Origin of the sequence: Streptosporangium album (assembly GCF_014203795.1) — a bacterium.
In the GTDB taxonomy this organism is placed as follows: domain Bacteria; phylum Actinomycetota; class Actinomycetes; order Streptosporangiales; family Streptosporangiaceae; genus Streptosporangium; species Streptosporangium album.
In genome coordinates this window covers 13,474-35,331 of record NZ_JACHJU010000004.1, presented here as the reverse complement: position 1 = coordinate 35,331, position 21,858 = coordinate 13,474, and the positions used below count along the sequence as shown (strand labels likewise).

Annotated in this window: 1 protein-coding gene; it reads left to right on the top strand. The window is 70.4% G+C overall.

Annotated features, from left to right (window positions below; translation table 11 throughout):
* Positions 1 to 167 precede the first annotated feature (167 nt).
* A complete protein-coding gene (locus tag FHR32_RS34130) occupies positions 168 to 21,845 on the top strand; it encodes a type I polyketide synthase (RefSeq protein WP_184758692.1) in 21,678 nt (7,225 codons plus the stop codon).
* Positions 21,846 to 21,858: the final 13 nt, after the last annotated feature.

The window sequence follows — 21,858 nt, the reverse complement described above, 5'->3', positions numbered from 1 at the left end:
GAGCCGGACTACCGCTCCGCACGGTACGGCGGACGCACTTAGGGGGATCACTAGTCTTTCCGGTCTTCCCGCCGCCGAGTTGTCCGAAGACTAGGCGTTTGCCGAGTCGCCACCGACCTACCTTCACCGGAGGATTGCATGCTCTTCGCCCATGCACGGAGGCTTGGATGGATACGCCCAGCGAGCAGGTCGTACAGGCGCTGCGGACTTCCATGAAGGAGGCCGAACGGCTACGGCGCCAGTACCAGAAGCTGGTCGCGGTCACCACCGAGCCGATCGCCATCGTGGCGATGAGCTGCCGGTTCCCCGGCGGGGTGTCCTCCCCTGAGGATCTGTGGCGGCTGGTCGCGGAAGGCCGCGACGCCACCTCGGGTTTCCCGTCCGACCGCGACTGGGATCTGAGCCTGCTGCAGGATCAGGGCGCCAGGAGCGACACCGACAAGGGCGCCTTCATCCGTGGCGCCGCGGACTTCGACCCGGGCTTCTTCGGGATCTCGCCGCGTGAGGCGCTGGCGATGGATCCGCAGCAGCGGCTGCTGCTGGAAGTCGCGTGGGAGGCCGTCGAGCGGGCCGGGATCGACGCCGGACGGTTGCGCGGCAGCCGTACCGGAGTCTTCGTCGGGCTTAGCGGCCAGGACTACTCCTACCTGCTGGTCAACTCGCTGGCCGACCTCCAGGGCAGCATCGGCACCGGCGTCGGTGCGGGCGCGGCCTCCGGCCGGCTCTCCTACACCCTGGGCCTGGAGGGCCCGGCGGTGACGGTCGACACGGCCTGCTCGTCGTCGCTGGTCGCGTTGCACCTGGCGGCGCAGGCGCTGCGCGGGGGCGAGTGCTCGCTGGCGCTGGCCGGCGGCGTGACGGTGATGGCCACCCCCGGGGCTTTCGTGGAGTTCTCCCGCCAGGGTGGGCTGGCCGCCGACGGGCGGTGCAAGGCGTTCGCCGACGGCGCCGACGGCACGGGCTGGTCCGAGGGTGTGGGCATGCTGGTGCTGGAGCGGCTGTCGGACGCCCAGCGCAACGGTCACCGGGTCCTCGCGGTGGTGCGCGGGTCGGCGGTGAACCAGGACGGCGCGTCCAACGGCTTCACCGCGCCGAACGGTCCGTCGCAGCAGCGGGTGATCCGGCAGGCGCTGGGCAGTGCGGGGCTTACCCCGGCTGACGTGGATGTGGTGGAGGGGCACGGGACCGGGACGACGCTGGGTGACCCGATCGAGGCGCAGGCGCTGCTGGCGACCTATGGTCAGGATCGGTTGCGGCCCTTGTTGCTGGGGTCGGTCAAGTCGAACATCGGTCACACGCAGGCCGCGGCCGGTGTGGCCGGTGTGATCAAGATGGTCATGGCCATGTGGCACGGTGTGCTGCCCAGGACGTTGCACGTGGATGCGCCGTCGTCGCATGTGGACTGGTCAGAGGGGGCGATCGAGCTGCTCACCGAGGCCAGGCCCTGGCCCCGGGGCGACCGGCCGTGGCGGGCGGGTGTGTCGTCGTTCGGGCTCACCGGCACGAACGCGCACGTGATCATCGAACAGGGCCCGGTCGAGCCTCCGGCGGCTGCGGTGGGTGGCGGGGGGCCAGCTTCCGTGCTGCTCTCCGGTCGTACAGCAGAGGCGTTGCGTGCGCAGGCCGAGCGGCTGGCGTCCCACGTCGAGAGTGAGCCCGGACTGGAACTGGGTGACCTGGCCTCCTCCCTCGTCATGACCAGGGCGACCTTCGAGCATCGGGCGGCCGTGCTTGGCACTGATCGTGATGAGGTCCTGTCCGGGCTGCGGGCTCTGGCCGAGGGGCGGCTGGGCGCGGGCGTCATGGTGGGGCGGAGCGGGCAGCGGGGCAAGGTCGCGTTCCTGTTCACGGGGCAGGGGAGTCAGCGCCCGGGGATGGGTCGGGGGCTGTATGCGCGGTTCCCGGTGTTCGCGCGGGCGTTTGATGAGGTGGTTGCCGAGTTCGATCCGTCGGTGTTCGCCCGGGAGGAGTTGCTGGATCAGACGGGGTGGGCGCAGCCGGCGTTGTTCGCTCTGGAGACGGCGCTGTTCCGGCTGGTGGAGTCGTGGGGCGTGCGGCCGGATGTGCTGGCGGGGCATTCGATCGGTGAGCTTGCCGCGGCGCACGTGGCTGGGGTGTTGTCGTTGGCCGATGCGTGCGCGTTGGTGGGTGCTCGGGCTCGGTTGATGCAGGCTCTTCCCGCTGGTGGGGCGATGGTGGCGGTGCGGGCGTCCGAGGAGGAGGTCGCTGGGCTGCCCTCCGGGGTATCGGTTGCCGCGGTGAACGGCCCGTCGTCCCTGGTGATCGCGGGTGTCGAGCAGGCGGTGCTGGAGGCGGCTGCTGTTTTGGAGGGGCGGGGTTTCCGGACGAAGCGGTTGCGGGTGTCGCATGCCTTTCACTCGGCGTTGATGGACCCGATGTTGGACGACTTCCGGGCCGTGGCCGAGACGCTTACCTATCACCCGCCGAGGATCCCGATCGTGTCCACGCTGGCCGAGAACCTGAGTTCGCCGGATTACTGGGTGGATCAGGTTCGTGGGACGGTGCGGTTCGCCGATGCCGTCGGCGTTCTGCGTGATCAGGGTGTCCGGGCGTATCTGGAGCTTGGCCCGGATGGTGTGCTGACCGCGATGGCCGCCGAGACTCTCGGCTCGGATGCGGTGCTGGTGCCTGTGCTGCGCAAGGACCGCGACGAGGAGTTCGCGGTCATGTCGGCGCTGGGTGAGTTGCATGTCCATGGTGTGGAGGTGGACTGGCCGACCGTGATCCCCGGTGGGCGCCAGGTCGACCTGCCGACGTACGCCTTCCAGCGACAGCGGTACTGGCCCGATGGCGCGGGCTCGCGGGTGGGGAATGTGACGGCGGCGGGCTTGACCGCGGCCGGGCACCCGCTGCTCGGTGCGGCGGTCGGCCTGGCCGGTTCCGACGGGGTGCTGCTGACCGGGCGGTTGTCGCTGCGGTCGCACCCGTGGCTGGCCGACCACGCGGTGATGGGTTCTGCCGTGGTGCCTGGCGCGGCGCTGGTCGAACTGGCCGTTCGGGCGGCCGACCAGGTTGGGTTCGACGTGGTCGAGGAGTTGACGCTGGTTGCGCCGCTGGTGCTGCGCGAGGATGACGCGGTCGCGGTGCAGGTGTGGGTCGGCGCGGCGGGGGAGTCCGGCCGTCGGGATGTGAGGATCTTCGCCCGGCCGGCCGAGGCGGACGACGAGGAACCGTGGGTCGAGCACGCCACCGGTGTGCTGACCGCTGGTGGCCCGCCTGTTGTGCCGTTCGAGGCCTCGGTGTGGCCGCCTCGGGGCGCGTCCGCGATACCGCTCGACGGGCTGTATGAGCGGCTCGCCGTGAGTGGGCTCAGTCATGGTCCGGCGTTCCAGGGGTTGAGGACCGCCTGGCGCGGTGCTGACGGCGAGGTGTTCGCCGAGGTCGCCCTGTCCGAGGAACTGGAGTCGAGCGCGGGTTCCTTCGGGATGCATCCGGTGCTGCTGGACGCGGCCCTGCATGCGCTGCACGGTTCCGAGGAAGTGCGGGTGCCGTACTCGTGGAGGGGGGTGCGCCTGCACGCGAGTGGCGCGTCGATGGTGCGGGTGCGGCTGGACAAGACGGGCGACGATGCGTTTGCCGTGAGCGCGGTGGACGCCGCGGGCGAGCTGGTGTTGTCGGCGCGGTCGGTCGTGCTGCGGCCGGTGTCGGCCGGCCAGCCTGGTGCCCGACCTCGGGACGCGCTCTTCGGGGTGGAGTGGGTCACGTTCGCCGACGTTCCCGTGGCGCCTGCGGGGGAGCCGGCCTGGGTGCACCGGAGTCTGTCGGAGCTGGCTGGGGCGGTTCCGGGTGTGGTGCTGGTCGAGGCGGTCTCGGATCCGGCGGATGGTGTGGTGGAGTCGGCGCACGAGCTGACCGCCCGGGTGCTGGGACTTCTCCAGGAATGGCTGACCGACGAACGGTTCGCCGAGTCACGCCTGGTGGTGGTCACACGGGGTGCCACTGATCTTCCGGCGGCGGCGGTGCGGGGCCTGGTGCGCAGCGCCCAGTCGGAGAACCCCGGCCGGTTCGTCCTGGTCGACGCGGATGAGATCTCCATATCGGCGCTGCTCGGAGTGGTCGAATCCGGCGAGCCGCAGGTGGCGATCCGTGACGGTGAGGTGCGGGTGCCGAGGCTGGCGCGGGTGGTCGGCTCTGTGGGTGAGCGTCGGTGGGATCCGGATGGGACGGTGCTGATCACCGGTGGTACGGGTGGTCTGGGTGCGGAGGTGGCTCGGCATGTGGTTGCCGAGTACGGGGTGCGGCGGCTGCTGCTGGTGAGCCGTCGGGGGCTGGATGCTCCGGGTGCGGTGGAGTTGCAGGTGGAGCTGGTCGCGCATGGTGTTGAGGTCTCGATCGCCGCGTGTGATGTGGCGGATCGGGTTCAGGTGGCGGCCTTGCTGGCTGCTGAGCGTTCGTTGACGGCGGTGATTCACACCGCCGGTGTGCTGGATGACGGGACGATCGCCTCGTTGACGCCGGAAGCGCTGGAGACCGTGCTGAGGCCGAAGGTGGATGCGGCCTGGCATCTGCATGAGCTCACGCGTGACCTGGATCTGGCTGCGTTCGTGCTGTTCTCGTCGGTGGCGGGGACGTTCGGCGGGGCGGGGCAGGGCAACTACGCGGCGGCGAACGCGTTTCTGGATGCGCTGGCTGAGCACAGGCGCGGGCTTGGCCTGGCCGGGGTGTCGGTGGCGTGGGGACCGTGGGTGCAGGACGCCGGGATGACGGGCACGCTGGGCCAGGCGGATGTGCGAAGAATGGCGCGAGCGGGGATGCTGCCGCTGACGGTCGAGCAGGGGCTGGCGTTGTTCGACGCGGCTGCTGCGGCGGACCGCGCGTTCGTGGTGGCGGCGCGGTTCGATGTGGCGGCGGTGCGGGCGCAGGGCTGGGTTCCGCATCTGCTGCGCGGGTTGGTGCGGGGTGTTCGCCGGTCGGCTGCTTCGGTGAGCGGGGATTCCGAGCTGGTGCGCCGGTTGGCCGGGCTGGGACACGCTGACCAGGTTCGGTTCGTGGTCGACCTGGTGCGTGCGCAGGCCGCGGTGGTGCTGGGGCACGGGTCGGCGGATGAGATCCAGGTACGGCGGGAGTTCCGCGAGCTGGGCTTCGACTCGCTCACCGCGGTGGAGCTGCGCAACCGGCTGAGCACGGCGACGGGGCTGCGGTTGCCGGCGACGCTGGTGTTCGACTATCCGACCCCGGTCGTGCTGGCGGAGTTCCTCCTGGCCGAACTGCTCGGCAAGCACACCGACGTGATCAACCCGACGGCTCTCGTGCCGGTCGCGGATGACCCGATCGCCATCGTGTCGATGGCGTGCCGCTATCCGGGCGGGATCCGGTCTGCTGATGATCTGTGGCGGCTGGTGGTCGCGGGCGGGGATGGGATCGGAGAGTTCCCGACGAATCGCGGGTGGGATCTCGGGGCCTTGTTCAACCCGGATCGGGAGAACCGGGGGACCTCGTATGTGCGGGAGGGCGGGTTCCTGCACGAGGCCGCTGAGTTCGATCCGGGCTTCTTCGGGATTTCACCGCGTGAGGCGCTGGCGATGGATCCGCAGCAGCGGCTTCTCCTGGAGGTGTCGTGGGAGGCGATCGAGCGGGCCGGGATCGACCCGGTCTCGCTGCGCGGGAGCCGTACCGGCGTGTTCGCCGGCGTCACGTATCACGACTACGCCTCCAGCGTGGAGTTCCCGCCGGACGTGATGAGCTTCTTCGGGACCGGCAACGCGGGCAGCGTGCTCTCGGGCAGGGTGTCGTACGCGCTGAGCCTGGAGGGTCCGGCGATGACGGTGGACACCGCGTGTTCGTCGTCTTTGGTGACGATGCATCTGGCGGCACAGGCGCTGCGGTCGGGTGAGTGCTCGCTGGCGCTGGCCGGTGGCGTGACGGTGATGGCGTCGCCGGGCGTGTTCATCGACTTCAGCGCTCAGGGGGGGTTGGCCCCCGACGGGCGGTGCAAGGCGTTCGCCGATGCGGCGGACGGCACGAGCTGGGCTGAGGGCCTCGGGGTGGTGGTGCTTGAGCGGTTGTCGGACGCGCGCCGCAACGGTCACCAGGTGCTCGCGATCGTGCGTGGCTCTGCGGTCAACCAGGACGGCGCGTCCAACGGGTTGACCGCGCCGAACGGTCCGTCGCAGCAGCGGGTGATCCGCCAGGCCCTCGCGGCCTCCGGCTTGTCGCCTGCCGATGTGGATGCCGTCGAGGCGCACGGCACCGGGACGACGCTGGGTGACCCGATCGAGGCGCAGGCGCTGCTTGCTACCTATGGCCAGGATCGGGAGCGGCCGCTGTTACTGGGGTCGGTCAAGTCGAACATCGGGCATACCCAGGCCGCGGCCGGTGTGGCGGGTGTGATCAAGATGGTCATGGCCATGCGGCACGGCCTTCTGCCGAAGACCATGCACGTTGACGCTCCGTCCTCGCACGTCGACTGGGAATCGGGCGCGGTGGAGCTGCTCACTGAGGCCAGGTCCTGGCCTCAGGTGGAGCGGCCGTGGCGGGCCGGGGTGTCGTCGTTCGGGATCAGCGGCACCAACGCGCACGTGATCATCGAGCAGGTGGCGGAAACCGGCGCTCCTCAGGCACCGGCTGCGGGTGTGGGACCGGTTCTGGTGTCGGGCCGTACGGCCGGCGCGTTGTGTGCTCAGGCTGGGCGGCTGGCGTCGTTCCTGGACGAATCGCCTGGTGTGGGGCTGGCTGACGTGGCGTTCTCGCTGGCTACGACGCGGTCTGCCTTCGAGCATCGGGCGGTGGTGGTCGCGGGGGATCGCGAGGGTGTGCTGGCCGGGCTGGGGGCGCTCGCCGAGGGTCGCTCCGGCGCCGGGGTGGTTCGTGGGGCGGCGGGGACTGAGCCGAAGCTGGCGGTGCTGTTCACGGGTCAGGGGAGTCAGCGCCCGGGGATGGGTCGGGGGCTGTATGCGCGGTTCCCGGTGTTCGCGCGGGCGTTTGATGAGGTGGTTGCCGAGTTCGATCCGTCGGTGTTCGCCCGGGAGGAGTTGCTGGATCAGACGGGGTGGGCGCAGCCGGCGTTGTTCGCGCTGGAGACGGCGCTGTTCCGGCTGGTCGGATCCTGGGGCGTGCGGCCGGAGGTGCTGGCGGGGCATTCGATCGGTGAGCTCACCGCGGCGCATGTGGCCGGGGTGTTGTCCCTTGCCGACGCGTGCACGATGGTGGGGGCTCGGGCGCGGTTGATGCAGGCGCTTCCTGCTGGTGGGGCGATGGTGGCGGTGCAGGCCGGCGAGGAGGAGGTCGCGGGGCTGCTGTCCGGGGTGTCGATCGCGGCGGTGAACGGCCCGGCCTCGACGGTGATCTCCGGTGGTGAGCAGGCGGTGCTGGAGGCGGCTGCTGTTTTGGAGGGGCGGGGTTTCCGGACGAAGCGGTTGCGGGTGTCGCATGCTTTCCATTCGTCGTTGATGGACCCCATGCTGGAGGACTTCCGAGCGGTCGCTAGCACGCTCACCTACCACCCGCCACGCATCCCGATCGTGTCCACGCTGACAGGGGAACTGGCTGAGGGATTGGGCTCGCCGGATTACTGGGTGGATCAGGTTCGTGGCACGGTTCGGTTCGCCGACGCCGTCGGCGTTCTGCGTGATGAGGGTGTCCGGGCGTATCTGGAGCTCGGCCCGGATGGTGTGCTGACCGCCATGGCCGCCGACACGCTCGGCTCGGATGCGGTGCTGGTGCCGGTGTTGCGCAAGGATCGTGGCGAGGAGCAGGCGATCATGACCGCGCTGGCCGAGTTGCACGTGCACGGGGTGCCGATCGACTGGCAGGCGGTGTTCCCCGGTGCGCACAGGGTGGAGCTGCCGACCTATGCCTTCCAGCGTGAGCTGTACTGGCCGACCGGAAGACGAGGCGGGGACGCGCGGGCTCTAGGCCTGGCCACGGCGAAGCATCCGCTGCTGAGCGCTGCCATCGACTTCGCGGACTCGGACGGTGCGCTGCTGACGGGCGTGTTGTCCGTACGGTCACATCCGTGGCTGGCCGATCACGTCGTCGGCGGGATGGTGCTGTTCCCCGGTACCGGTTTCCTTGAACTGGCGATTCGGGCCGGTGACCAGGTCGGCTGCGATCTGGTCGAGGAGCTGACGCTGGCCGCGCCGCTGGTCCTCGGCGAGGACGACGCAGTCGTCGTGCAGGTGTCGGTGGGCGCCCGAGGCGAATCGGGCAGGCGCGTGCTCGGCATCTACGCCCGCCCGGCCGAGGCCGCGGACGGCACGCCGTGGACCAGGCACGCGACCGGCACGCTGGCAACCGGCACGGCCGACGTGCCGTTCGACGCGGTTGAGGTGCCGTTCGACACGGCGGTGTGGCCGCCGCAGGGCGCGACCGCGATCGACCTGGACGGGCTGTACGGCAGGCTCGCCGCGAGCGGGCTCGGCTACGGCCCGGTGTTCCAGGGGCTGAAGGCGGCGTGGAAGGGCGAGGGCGGCGAGGTGTTCGCCGAGGTCGCCATGCCGGATCAGGTGGCCGATGCCGGGCTGTTCACCATGCATCCGGCTTTGCTCGACTCCGCTCTGCACTCGCTGCCGTTCGTCGGCCTGGAGTCGGGTGGCGGCAGGTTGCCGTTCTCCTGGAGCGCGGTGCGCCTCCGGGCCGGAGGCGCCTCCGCGTTGCGGGTGCGGCTGGCCACGGCTGGTGCCGATGCCGTGTCGATGACCGCGGTGGATCCCGCCGGGACGCCGGTGCTGTCGGTGCGTTCGCTGGAGCTGCGCGCCGTGTCGGCCGACCAGCTCGCCGCGGCTTCCTCCGACCGCGGGGACTCGCTGTTCCAGCTCGACTGGATCACCGTGCCGATGACGGTCTCCCCGGTGGATGCCGTGATGGGGCTGGAGGTGGCCGAGCTCAGAGGCGACCTCGATGCGCTGGAACTGCCGTCGGGCAGGGCGCCTCAACTGGTGACCGTCGAGATCGACGTGGCCGAGTCCGCGGATGCGGTCGAGTCGGCGCACGAGGTGACCACCCGTGTCCTGGGCCTGCTGCAGCAGTGGCTGGCCGATGAGCGGTTCGCCGACTCGCGCCTGGTGTTCGTCACGCGGGGCGCGATAGCGACCGGTGCCGGCGAGGCCGTGACGAACCCGGCGGCGGCCACCGTCTGGGGACTGGTCCGCAGCGCCGAGGCGGAGAACCCCGGCCGTTTCCTGCTGGCCGATGTGGAGGAGCGGGAGACCGCCCTGTCCGCGCTGCCCGTCGTCCTGGCGTGCGGCGAGCAGCAGGTGGCGGTGCGTGACTACGAGGCGCGGGTACCCCGGCTCGCCCGCCGGCCACTGGGCGAGCACGAAGCCAGGCCATGGGATCCAGACGGCACCGTGTTGATCACCGGTGGCACGGGTGGCCTGGGGGCGCTGTTCGCGCGGCATGTGGTGGCCGGGCGCGGGGTCCGGCGGTTGCTGCTGGTCAGTCGCCGGGGGCTGGAGGCTCCGGGCGCGGTGGAGTTGCGTGACTCGTTGGTCGCGGAGGGTGTGGAGGTCAGGGTCGTCTCCTGCGACGTGGCGGATCGGGAACAGGTGGCCGCGCTGCTGGCCGCCGAACGCTCGCTGACCGCGGTGATCCACACCGCGGGCGTGCTGGACGACGGGACCATCCCTTCGCTGACCCCCGAGCGGCTCGACACGGTCTTGCGTCCCAAGGTCGATGCCGCCTGGCACCTGCACGAGCTCACCGCGGATATGGATCTGGCGGAGTTCGTGCTGTTCTCGTCCGTGGCCGGCACCTTCGGAGGCGCCGGGCAGGGTAACTACGCGGCGGCCAACGCCTTCCTGGACGCCCTGGCCCAGCAACGCCGGTCCGCCGGGCGGCCGGGGGTATCGCTGGTCTGGGGTCCGTGGTCGCAGGACGCCGGCATGACGAGCGGGCTGTCGCAGACGGACGTCCAGCGGTTGCATGCGAGCGGGCTGCTGCCGATCACTCCGGCGCAAGGCGTGGTCATGTTCGACGCCGCCCTCGCGAGTGGCGCCTCGGCGGTGTCGCCTGTCCGGTTGAACATGCCGGCGCTGCGGGCGCACGAGGAGCTGCCGCCCGTCTTCTCCGGGCTGCTGCCTGCCGTACGACGCTCGACGGCCGGGCGGGCGGTCGGCGAGCTGGCACGACGACTGGCTACACTCGGTACGGCAGAGCGTCTTGGCGCCGTGGTGGAGGTCGTCCGGACGGAGGTGGCGCTGGTCCTCGGGCATGCCACGCCGGACACGGTGGAGTTGCGGCGCGGCTTCCGCGACCTCGGCTTCGACAGCCTCACCGCGGTCGAGCTGCGTAACCGGCTCAACACGGCGACCGGTCTCCGGCTGCCCGCCACGCTGGTGTTCGACTACCCGACGCCGACCGTGCTGGCGGAGTTTCTGCTGGCCGAACTGCTGGGGACGCGGGAGGAGCTTGCTGTTCCGGAGATCCTGCCGCTGACGGCCGACGACCCGATCGTGATCGTGGGCATGGCGTGCCGGTATCCGGGTGGGGTCAGGTCCGCTGACGACCTGTGGCGGCTGGTGATCGACGAGACCGACGCGATCACCGGCTTCCCGACCAACCGGGGCTGGGACCTCGGGGCCGTGTACAACCCGGATCGGGAGAGCCGGGGGACGTCATATGTCCGGGAGGGCGGGTTCCTGCACCGGGCGGCGGAGTTCGACGCCGGGTTCTTCGGGATCTCGCCGCGTGAGGCTTTGGCGATGGATCCGCAGCAGCGGCTGCTGCTGGAGGTCACCTGGGAGGCGATCGAGCGGACCGGGATCGACCCGCTCTCCCTGCGCGGGAGCCGTACCGGAGTCTTCGCCGGGCTGATGACCCACGACTATCGGCCGGGGCGGCTGGAGTTCCCGCCCGACGTACTGAGCTTCATCGGGTCGGGCACCGCGGGAAGCGTGCTGTCGGGGCGGGTCTCCTACACCTTCGGGCTGGAAGGCCCGGCGGTGACGGTGGACACCGCCTGCTCGTCGTCCCTGGTGGCGATCCATCTCGCCGCGCAGGCGCTGCGCGTCGGCGAGTGCTCGCTGGCGGTGGCGGGCGGCGTGACGGTGATGGCGACGCCCGGGTCCTTCATCGACTTCAGCGGCCAGGGCGGCCTGGCCGCCGACGGGCGCTCCAAGTCGTACTCGGACGCGGCAGACGGGGTGGGGTGGTCCGAGGGCGTCGGCGTGGTGGTGCTGGAGCGGCTGTCGGAGGCCCGGCGCAACGGGCATGAGGTCCTGGCGGTCGTGCGCGGCTCTGCCGTCAACCAGGACGGGGCGTCCAACGGGCTGACCGCGCCCAATGGTCCGTCGCAGCAGCGGATGATACGGCAGGCGCTGGCGAGCGCTGGACTCACGGCTGCCGAGGTGGACGTGGTGGAGGGGCACGGGACCGGAACCACGTTGGGTGATCCGATCGAGGCGCAGGCGTTGCTTGCCACCTACGGTCAGGATCGGGAACGGCCGCTGCTGCTGGGGTCGATCAAGTCGAACATCGGGCACACGCAGGCCGCCGCCGGTGTGGCGGGTGTGATCAAGATGGTCATGGCGATGCGACACGAGGTGCTGCCCAGGTCGTTGCATGTTGACGCGCCGTCGTCGCATGTCGACTGGTCAGCCGGTGCGCTCGAGTTGCTGACCGAGGCCAGGGCATGGCCTGCGGTGGAGCGGCCGTGGCGGGCTGGTGTGTCGTCGTTCGGGATCAGCGGCACCAACGCGCACGTGATCATCGAGCAGAGCCCGGTGGAGAGTCCGACGCCCGTGGGGGACAGCGGGGCGCCGGTGCCGGTGCTGGTCTCTGGCCGCACCGAGCAGGCGTTGTGCGCTCAGGCTGGGCAGTTGGCGTCGTTCTTGGACGCATCGCCTGACGTGGGGTTGGGTGATCTGGCGTTCTCGCTGGCTACCACGCGCTCTGGCTTCGAGCATCGGGCGGTGGTGGTTGCCGGGGATCGCGAGAGTGCGCTGGCCGGGCTGAGCGCGTTGGCTGAGGACCTGCCGGGTGCGGTCCGGGGAGTGGCCGGCTCGGAGCCTCGGCTTGCGGTGCTGTTCACCGGTCAGGGGAGTCAACGGGCGGGGATGGGGCGGGGGTTGTATGGGCGGTTCCCGGTGTTCGCGCGGGCGTTTGACGAGGTGGTCGCGGAGTTCGATCCGTCGGTGTTCGCTGAGCCGGAGCTTCTGGATCGGACAGGGTGGGCGCAGCCTGCGCTCTTCGCCCTGGAGACGGCGTTGTTCCGGCTGGTGGAGTCCTGGGGTGTCAAGCCGGATGTGCTGGTGGGGCATTCGATCGGGGAGGTCGCGGCGGCGCATGTGGCCGGGGTGTTGTCGCTTGAGGATGCGTGCACGTTGGTGGGGGCGCGGGCGCGGTTGATGCAGGCGCTTCCCGCTGGTGGGGCGATGGTGGCGGTGCAGGCTGGTGAGGCGGAAATATCCGGCTTTACCGGGGTATCGGTTGCCGCGGTGAACGGCCCGTCGTCCACGGTGATCTCGGGTGCCGAGCAGGCGGTGCTGGAAGCGGCCGCGGCTCTGGAGGCTCGGGGATTCCGGGCCAAGCGGTTGCGGGTATCGCACGCTTTCCACTCGTCGCTGATGGATCCGATGCTGGAGGACTTCCGCGCGGTCGCTGAGACGCTCACCTACAGGTCGCCGCAGATCCCGATCGTGTCCACCTCGACCGGGGATGTGCGTTCGCCGGGCTATTGGGTGGATCAGGTGCGGGGCACGGTCCGGTTCGCCGATGCCATCAGGGCTTTGGATGCGCAGGCGTATCTGGAGATTGGCCCGGATGGTGTGCTGACCGCGATGGCCGCCGAGACTCTCGACTCCGACGCGGTGCTGGTGCCTGTGCTGCGCAAGGATCGCGATGAGCCGAGCACCGCCATCGAGGCGCTTGCCCGGCTGCATGTGAACGGCGTGCCGATCGACTGGCAGGCGGTGTTCCCCGGTGCGCGCCGGGTGGGCCTGCCGACCTACGCCTTCCAGCACCAGTGGTACTGGCCCGGCCGGGCGGGTTCGCAGGTGGGAAATGTAGCGGCGGCGGGGCTGGCGGCGGCCGGGCATCCGCTGCTCGGGGCGGCGGTCGGCCTGGCCGATTCCGATGGGGTGCTGCTGACCGGACGGTTGTCGCTGGAGACGCACCCGTGGCTGGCCGACCATGCTGTCGGCGGCACGGTCGTCTTCCCCGGCACCGGGTTCCTCGAACTGGCGATCCGAGCTGGTGACCAGGTCGGCTGCGATCGGGTCGAGGAGCTGACGCTGACCGCGCCGCTGGTCCTCGGCGAGGACGACGCGGTGGCGGTGCAGGCGTGGGTGGGCGCCACACAGGAGACGGGTCACCGCAGCCTGAACGTTTACGCCCGATCTGCGGAGGCCGCCGACGACGTGCCGTGGGTACGGCATGCCACCGGCACCCTGGCTACCGGCACGTCCGCTGCCGTGCCGTTCGCCGCCTCGGTGTGGCCGCCGCAGGACGCGACCGCGATCGAGCTGGACGGGCTGTATGAACAGCTTGCGTTGGACGGGCTGGAGTACGGTCCCCTGTTCCAGGGGCTGCGTGCCGCCTGGCGTGGTGTTGAGGGTGAGGTGTTCGCCGAGGTCGCGCTGCCTGAGCAGGCCGGTGACGCCGCTTCGTTCGGCGTGCATCCGGCCCTGCTGGACGCGGCGTTGCATGCCGTGACCCTTGTCGGGCTGGAGGAAACCGAGGGCGGGCGGTTGCCGTTCTCGTGGGGCGACGTGTGCCTGCACGCGGGCGGGGCCTCGGTGTTGCGCGTCCGGCTGGTTCGGGCCGCTGCCGACTCGGTCATGCTGGCGGCGGTGGACGCTGCGGGAGATCCGGTGTTCTCGGCGGGGTCGCTGGTGTTGCGTCCGGCTTCGCCGGTCGCCCGTGGCCAGGCGACCGAGCGCGATGGGCTGTTCCGGTTGGAGTGGACTCCGCTGGCGGCGCACCCCGAGGCCGATCCGGTGCCGTCGGTCTGCTTGGTGGGGAATCCTGCGGCCGGGTGGGGGCCGGTTGAGGTCCACCGGGATCTGTCGGCGCTGGCCGCGGCGGGTCCGGTTCCGGATGTGGTGCTGGCCGAGGCTGTGGCCGGACCGGGGCTGGACGTGGTGGCGGGTGTGCATGAGGTCACCGCCTCGACGCTTGAGCTGCTCCAGGAGTGGTTGGCCGATGGGCGGTTCGCCGAGTCGCGCCTGGTGGTGGTCACGCGGGGTGCTGGGGATCTTCCGGCGGCGGCGGTGTGGGGTCTGGTGCGCAGTGCGCAGTCGGAGCATCCTGGCCGGTTCGTTCTGGTGGATGTGGATGAGGTTCCCGTTTCGGCGTTGCTTGGCGTGGTCGGGTCTGGTGAGCCGCAGGCGGTGATCCGTGACGGTGAGGTGTGGGTGCCGAGGCTGGCGCGGGTGGCCGGTTCTGCGGGTGGGCGCCGGTGGGATCCGGACGGGACGGTCCTGGTCACGGGTGGTACGGGTGGTCTGGGTGCGGAGGTCGCCCGGCACGTGGTGGCCGAGCACGGGGTGCGTCATCTGCTGTTGACCAGTCGGCGAGGGCTCGAAGCGCCGGGCGCGGCGGAGTTGCAGGCCGAGCTGATCGCGCACGGCGTCGACGTCGAGATCGCCGCCTGTGACATGGCGGACAGGGACCAGGTGGCGGCGCTGTTGTCCGGGCGTGCGCTGACCGCGGTGGTTCATGCGGCGGGTGTGCTGGATGACGGGACGATCGCCTCGCTGACGCCCGAAGCGCTGGAGACCGTGTTGCGGCCGAAGGTGGACGCGGCCTGGTATCTGCATGAGCTTACGTGTGACCTGGATCTGGCCGCGTTCGTGTTGTTCTCGTCGGTGGCCGGGACGTTCGGTGGTGCGGGGCAGGGCAACTACGCGGCGGCGAACGCCTTCCTGGATGCCCTGGCCGAGCACCGGCGAGAGCTTGGCCTGGCCGGCGTGTCGATCGCGTGGGGACCGTGGGCCCAGGACACCGGGATGACGGGAGCGCTGGGTCAGGCGGACATGCGGAGAATGGCCCGAGCGGGGATGCTGCCGCTGACGGTAGAGCAGGGGGTGACCCTGTTCGACGCGGCTGCCGCGGCGGAACAGGCGCTGGTGGTGGCAGCGCGGTTCGACGTGGCGGCGGTGCGCAAGCACGGCAGGGTGCCGCATCTGCTGCGCGGACTCGTGCGAGGTGTTCGCCGGTCTGCGGCTTCGGTGAGCGGGGATTCCGAGCTGGTGCGCCGGCTGGCCCGGCAGGGACAGGCTGACCAGGTCCAGACCATGCTGGAGCTGGTGCGTACACACGCTGCTGTGGTGCTGGGACATGGTTCGGCGGAGGAGATCCAGGTACGGCGCGAGTTCCGCGAGCTGGGCTTCGACTCCCTCACCGCTGTCGAGTTCCGTAACCGGCTGAACAGCGCGACCGGGCTGCGTCTCCCCGCCACCCTGGTGTTCGACTACCCGACTCCAGCGGTGCTGGCCGAGTTCCTGCTGGCCGAACTGCTCGGCGAGCACGCTGACGTGATCAGCCAGGCCGGCCTCACGCCGGTCGCGGACGATCCGATCGCCATCGTGTCCATGGCGTGCCGCTACCCGGGTGGCGTGCGTTCGGCCGATGACCTGTGGCGGCTGGTCACTGAGGGCGGCGACGGGATCGGCGAGTTTCCGACGAACCGGGGCTGGGACCTAGGCGCGTTGTTCAACCCGGATCGGGAGAACCGCGGGACCTCCTACGTGCGGGAGGGCGGGTTCCTGCACGAGGCCGCCGAGTTCGATCCGGGCTTCTTCGGGATCTCGCCGCGTGAGGCGCTGGCGATGGATCCGCAGCAGCGGCTGCTCCTCGAGGTGACCTGGGAGGCGATCGAACGGGCCGGGATCGACCCCGTCTCGCTGCGCGGGAGCCGTACCGGAGTCTTCGCCGGGGTGATGAGCCACGACTATCGGCCGGGGCGCTTCGAGTTCCCGCCGGAGGTCATGAGCTTCATGGGGACCGGCACCGCTGGAAGCGTGTTGTCCGGGCGGATCTCGTACTCGCTGGGTTTCGAGGGTCCGGCGGTCACCGTGGACACCGCGTGCTCGTCTTCCCTGGTGGCGATCCACCTGGCGACCCAATCGCTGCGCGGCGGTGACTGCTCGCTGGCTGTGGTGGGTGGCGTGACCGTGATGGCCACGCCCGGTGCGTTCATCGACTTCAGCGCGCAGGGTGGGCTGGCCGGAGATGGGCGGTGTAAGTCGTTCTCGGAGGCGGCGGACGGGGTGAGCTGGTCCGAGGGTGTCGGGGTGGTGGTGCTGGAGCGGTTGTCCGACGCTCAGCGTCACGGGCATCAGGTGCTCGCCGTGGTTCGCGGGTCTGCGGTCAATCAGGATGGCGCGTCCAACGGGTTGACCGCGCCCAATGGTCCTTCTCAGCAGCGATTGATCCGCCAGGCGCTGGCGAGCGCCGGGTTGACGCCGTCTGAGGTGGATGCGGTGGAGGGGCACGGGACGGGTACCGTCCTGGGGGACCCGATCGAGGCGCAGGCGCTGCTGGCGACCTACGGGCAGGATCGGGAGCGGCCGCTCCTGCTGGGGTCGATCAAGTCGAACATCGGTCACTCGCAGGCCGCCGCCGGTGTCGCCGGTGTGATCAAGATGGTCATGGCCATGCGGCACGGCCTGCTGCCGAAGACCATGCACGTCGACGCTCCTTCCTCGCACGTCGACTGGGAATCGGGCGCGGTGGAGCTGCTCACTGAGGCCAGGCCCTGGCCTCAGGTGGAGCGGCCGTGGCGGGCCGGGGTGTCGTCGTTCGGGATCAGCGGCACCAACGCGCACGTGATCCTGGAGCAGGGGCCGCAGGTCGAGGAGCCTGTTGGTACGGCAGGCGGTGCTGTGCCTGATGACGTGGTGCCGTGGGTGGTGTCGGCGAAGTCGGAGGAGGCGTTGCGGGCGCAGGCGGGTCGGCTGCTTGCGCATGTGGGTGGGCTGCGGCCGGTGGACGTGGGGTATTCGCTGGTGTCGTCGCGGTCGGTGTTCGAGCACCGTGCGGTGGTGGTTGGCGGGGATCTGCCGGCGGGGATGGGTTCGGTCGCCGCTGGTGAACCTGCGGCTGGTGCGGTGCAGGGAGTCGCCGACATTTCCGGTAAGTCGGTGTGGGTGTTCCCAGGTCAGGGGGCTCAGTGGGTGGGGATGGGCCGTCGGCTTCTGGAGGAGTCGCCGGTGTTCGCCGGTCGGATGGCGGAGTGTGCGGCGGCTCTTGACCCGTTTGTGGGCTGGTCGTTGCTGGAGGCTCTTCGTGAGGGTGATCTGGATCGCGTTGATGTGGTCCAGCCGGTCTCGTGGGCGGTGATGGTGTCGCTCGCGGCGGTCTGGGAGTCGCTGGGTCTGCGCCCCGATGCGGTGGTCGGGCACTCGCAGGGTGAGATCGCCGCAGCGGTCGTGGCGGGTGGTCTGTCGCTGGTCGATGGCGCGCGGGTGGTGGCCCTGCGCAGCCGTCTGATCGCCGAGAAACTCGCCGGCCTGGGGGGGATGGCGTCGGTGGCGCTGCCGGTCGAGCAGGTGCGCGACCTTATTGGGGACGGCCGGGTGTCGGTCGCGGCGGTCAACGGCCCTGCCTCTGTGGTGGTGTCGGGTGATGTGGAGGCGGTCGAGGAGTTGCTCGGGCGGGTCGATCGGGCGCGGCGGATCGCGGTGGACTACGCCTCGCATTCGGCGCAGGTCGATCTGATCCGCGAGGAGCTGGCCCAAGTCTTGGCGGGGGTGGCTCCGCAGCCGGTGCGGGTGCCGATGCTCTCGACGGTGACCGGCGAGTGGCTGGACGGCCCTGAGCTTGATGCCGGGTATTGGTGTGAGAACCTGCGCCGCACGGTCGGCTTCGCCCCAGCGGTGGGGCGGTTGCTGGAGCAGCGGCATCGGGTGTTCGTGGAGGTGAGCCCGCATCCGGTGCTGGCCATCGGCGTGCAGGAATGCGCGGACGAGGCCGGCGTGGAGGCCGTGATCGCCGGCACGCTGCGCCGTGACAACGGTGGCCTGGACCGGGTGCTGATGTCGGCGGCTGAGCTGTTCGTGCGCGGCGTGGAGGTGGATTGGCTGGGCGTGCTGCCGGGCGGCCGGAAGGTGGACCTGCCGACCTACGCCTTCCAGCACCGGCGCTACTGGCCTGACCGCGTGGGCTCGCACGTGGGAGACGTGACGGCTGCGGGGTTGGCGACGGCCGGGCATCCGCTCCTGGGGGCCGCTGTTGGGCTGGCCGGGTTGGACGGGGTGGTGCTGACCGGCCGGATCTCGCTCTCGTCGCATCCGTGGCTGGCCGATCACGCGGTGGCGGGGACGGTGATCTTCCCGGGTACCGGGTTTCTGGAGTTGGCGATCCGGGCCGGTGATCAGGTCGGCTGTGACGTTGTCGAGGAGTTGACCTTGACGGCTCCGCTGGTGCTGGGTGAGCGGGATGCGGTGGCCGTGCAGGTGTGGGTGGCGGCGCCGGATGAGTCGGGCCGTCGCGATCTGGGCGTCTACGCCAGACCAGCGGATGCCGGCGATGAGGCGCCCTGGGTGCAGCATGCCAGCGGCTCCCTCGCCACCGGCATGCCGACGGCCGCGCCGTTCGACTCGGCGCAGTGGCCCCCGCAAGGGGCGACGGCGATCGAACTGGATGGGCTGTACGAGGATCTGGCCGCCGGCGGGTTCGAGTACGGGCCGATGTTCCAGGGGCTTCGGTCGGTATGGCAGGGCCGGGATGGGGAGGTGTTCGTCGAGGTTGAGCTGGCTGCGTCGGGCGCGGGGCTGTTCGGGATGCATCCGGCTTTGCTGGACGCGGTGCTGCATGCGATTCCGTTCGCCGGGTTGGAGCCGGTGGAGGGCGGGCGGCTGCCCTTCTCATGGGGTGGGGTGTGCCTGCACGCGGGTGGGGCGTCGGTGCTGCGAGTACGGCTGGCCAGAACGGGTGATGAGTCGGTGTCGCTGGCGGCGGTGGACGCTGCCGGTGAGTCGGTGTTGTCGGTGGGGTCGCTGGTGTTGCGTCCGTTCTCGCCGGACCAGCTCGCCGCTGCGGGTGGTCGGGTGTCGGAGCGGGATGGGCTGTTCCGGCTGGAGTGGAGCACGCTCGCCGACCTGCCTGCGGCGGATGTGACGGTGGCCGGTCTGGAGGGGCTGGGGCCGGATCTTGTGGAGGCATGGCCGGTCGAGGTTCATCCGGATCTGTCGGCGCTGGCCTCGGCCGGGCCGGTTCCCGGTGCTGTGCTGGCCGGGGTGGCCGGGCAGGGGATGGATGCGGTGGCAGGTGCGCACGAGGTGGCCGCTTCGGCGCTCGGTCTGTTGCAGGAGTGGCTGGCCGATGAGCGGTTTGCGGCTTCGCGGCTGGTGTTCGTGACGCGCGGTGCGGTGGCGGCGGGCGAGGGTGAGGCGGTGGCGGATCTGGCCGCTGCGGCGGTGTGGGGGCTGGTGCGGTCGGCGCAGTCGGAGAATCCGGGCCGGTTCGTGCTTCTGGATGTGGGTTCGGGCGCGGGGCCGGCTGTGCTGGATGGGGGCGCGGGTCTGGGGCTGGAGACGCTGGCTGGGGTTCTGGCTTCGGGTGAGCCGCAGGTGGCGGTGCGGGCTGGGCAGGTTCGGGTGTTGCGGTTGGCGGTGCTGGGGTCGGGGGCGGGGTTGTTGCCGCCGTCGGGTGGGGTGGCGTGGCGGTTGGGCAGTCGGGCTAAGGGGAGTCTGGATGCGCTGGAGCTGCTGGAGTTCCCGCAGGCTGCGGCGCCGTTGGCGGCTGGGCAGGTGCGGATTGAGGTCCATGCCGCGGGGGTGAACTTCCGGGATCTGCTGGATGGGCTGAATGCGCTGGGCTGGTTCCAGGACAAGGTCGGCTTGATGGGTGGTGAGGCGGCCGGGGTGGTCCTGGAGGTGGGTCCCGGAGTTGCCGGCCTGCAGCCCGGGGACCGTGTCGTGGGTCTGGTCGAGGGCGGTTTCGGCCCGGTTGTGGTGGCCGGTGATCAGCTACTGGTGAAGATTCCGGATGGGATGTCGTTTGAGGAGGCGGCGACGATCCCGGTGGTGTTCCTGACGGTCTTCTACGGGTTGATGGATCTGGCCGGGTTGCGGGCTGGTGAGTCGTTGCTGGTGCATGCCGGCACGGGCGGTGCGGGGATGGCGGCGATCCAACTGGCGCAGCGGCTGGGTGTGGAGGTGTTCGCCACGGCGAGTCCGGCCAAGTGGGATGTGCTGCGGTCGCTGGGTATCCCGGACGATCACATCGCCTCCTCGCGGGATCTGGACTTCGAGGAGAAGTTCCGCCGGGAGCGGGGGATCGACGTGGTCCTCAATTCGTTGACCGGGGATTTCGTCGATGCCTCGGCGCGGTTGTTGCGTCCGGGGGGCCGGTTCGTCGAGATGGGCAAGCTCGATATCCGTGACGCGGACCGGTTCCCGGGGTTGGTTTATCGCTGGTTCGATGTGCTGGATGCGGGCACCGATCGGCTGCGCGAGATCCTGATCGAGCTGATGGGGTTGTTCGCGGCTGGTGAGTTGCGGCCGTTGCCGGTGACGGCGTGGGACGTGCGACGCGGCCGGGAGGCGTTCCGGTTCATGAGTCAGGCCAGGCATACGGGCAAGATCGTGTTGACGATGCCGCGCCGGTGGGATCCGGATGGGACGGTGCTGATCACCGGCGGCACGGGTGGTCTGGGTGCTGAGGTGGCTCGGCACGTGGTGGCCGAGCACGGGGTGCGGCATCTGCTGCTGACCAGCCGGCGGGGACTCGACGCTCCTGGAGCGGCGGAGCTGCAGGCCGAGCTGATCGCTCACGGCGCAGAGGTGACGATCGCCGCGTGTGATGTCGCGGAACGGAAGCAGGCGGCGGCGTTGCTGGCACAGGTCCCGGTAAAGCACCCCCTGACCGTGGTGATTCACGCGGCGGGTGTGCTGGACGATGGGACCATCGCCTCACTGACATCTGAGCGGCTGGATGCCGTACTACGGCCGAAGGTGGACGCGGCCTGGCACCTGCACGAGCTCACGGCAGATCATGACCTGGCCGCGTTCGTGGTGTTCTCCTCCCTGGCCGGGGTGATGGGCGGTGCCGGGCAGGGCAACTACGCGGCGGCGAATGCGTGGCTGGATGCGTTGATGGCTAGGCGTCGGGCGCATGGGTTGCCGGGTTTGTCGCTGGCTTGGGGGCTGTGGGAGCAGGCGACCGGGATGACCGGCGGCATGTCCCAGGCTGATGTGCTGCGGATGACGGCTGCCGGGATGCCGCCGATCACCACCGAGCAGGGGCTGGCCTTGTTCGATGCGGCGATCGGTTCGGATCTGCCGTTGGTGGTGCCGGTGCGGTTGAACCCGCCGTCCCTGTCGCAGGAGCGGATCCCGCCGCTGCTGCGCGGCCTGGTGCGCGGCGCCCGCCGTACGGCTTCCGCTGCGGGCAGCGTTGGCGCGACAGAGGCGCTCTCCCGGCGGCTGGCCGGGCTCACCGGGCCCAAGCGGGTCCGCCTGCTGGTCGACCTGGTCCGGGCTCAGGCCGCCGCCGTGCTCGGCTACCCCGACCCCGCGGCGGTGGAAGCCCGGCGCGAGTTCCGCGAGCTGGGCTTCGACTCCCTCACCGCGATCGAACTGCGCAACCGGCTCAACACCGCCACCGGGCTGCGCCTCCCGTCCACGGCCATCTTCGACTACCCCACTCCCACGGTCCTCGCGGAACATCTTCTCGAAGAGGTCGCTCCCGAGGAGACCAAGGAGACGCGGCCGTCGTTGCTGGCCGACCTCGACCGGTTCGAGACCGCGCTTGCCGGTGACTCGATCGACGAGATCACCCGGAACGGCATCGCCACCAGGCTCCGCCAGTTGCTGGCCAAGGTGAGCGGCACCGGCTCGGAAACTAGTGAATTCGCGGTCGACGACATGCTCGAATCGGCAAGTGCCGAGGACATTCTCGGCATCATCGAAAGCGAGCTGGGTCACCTCAGAGATCTGTGATACCCGGTTCGTA

What these genes read in the sequence shown, in the direction of transcription:
- FHR32_RS34130 (WP_184758692.1), top strand. Translation starts at nt 168, where the DNA reads ATGGATACGCCCAGCGAGCAGGTCGTACAGGCGCTGCGGACTTCCATG.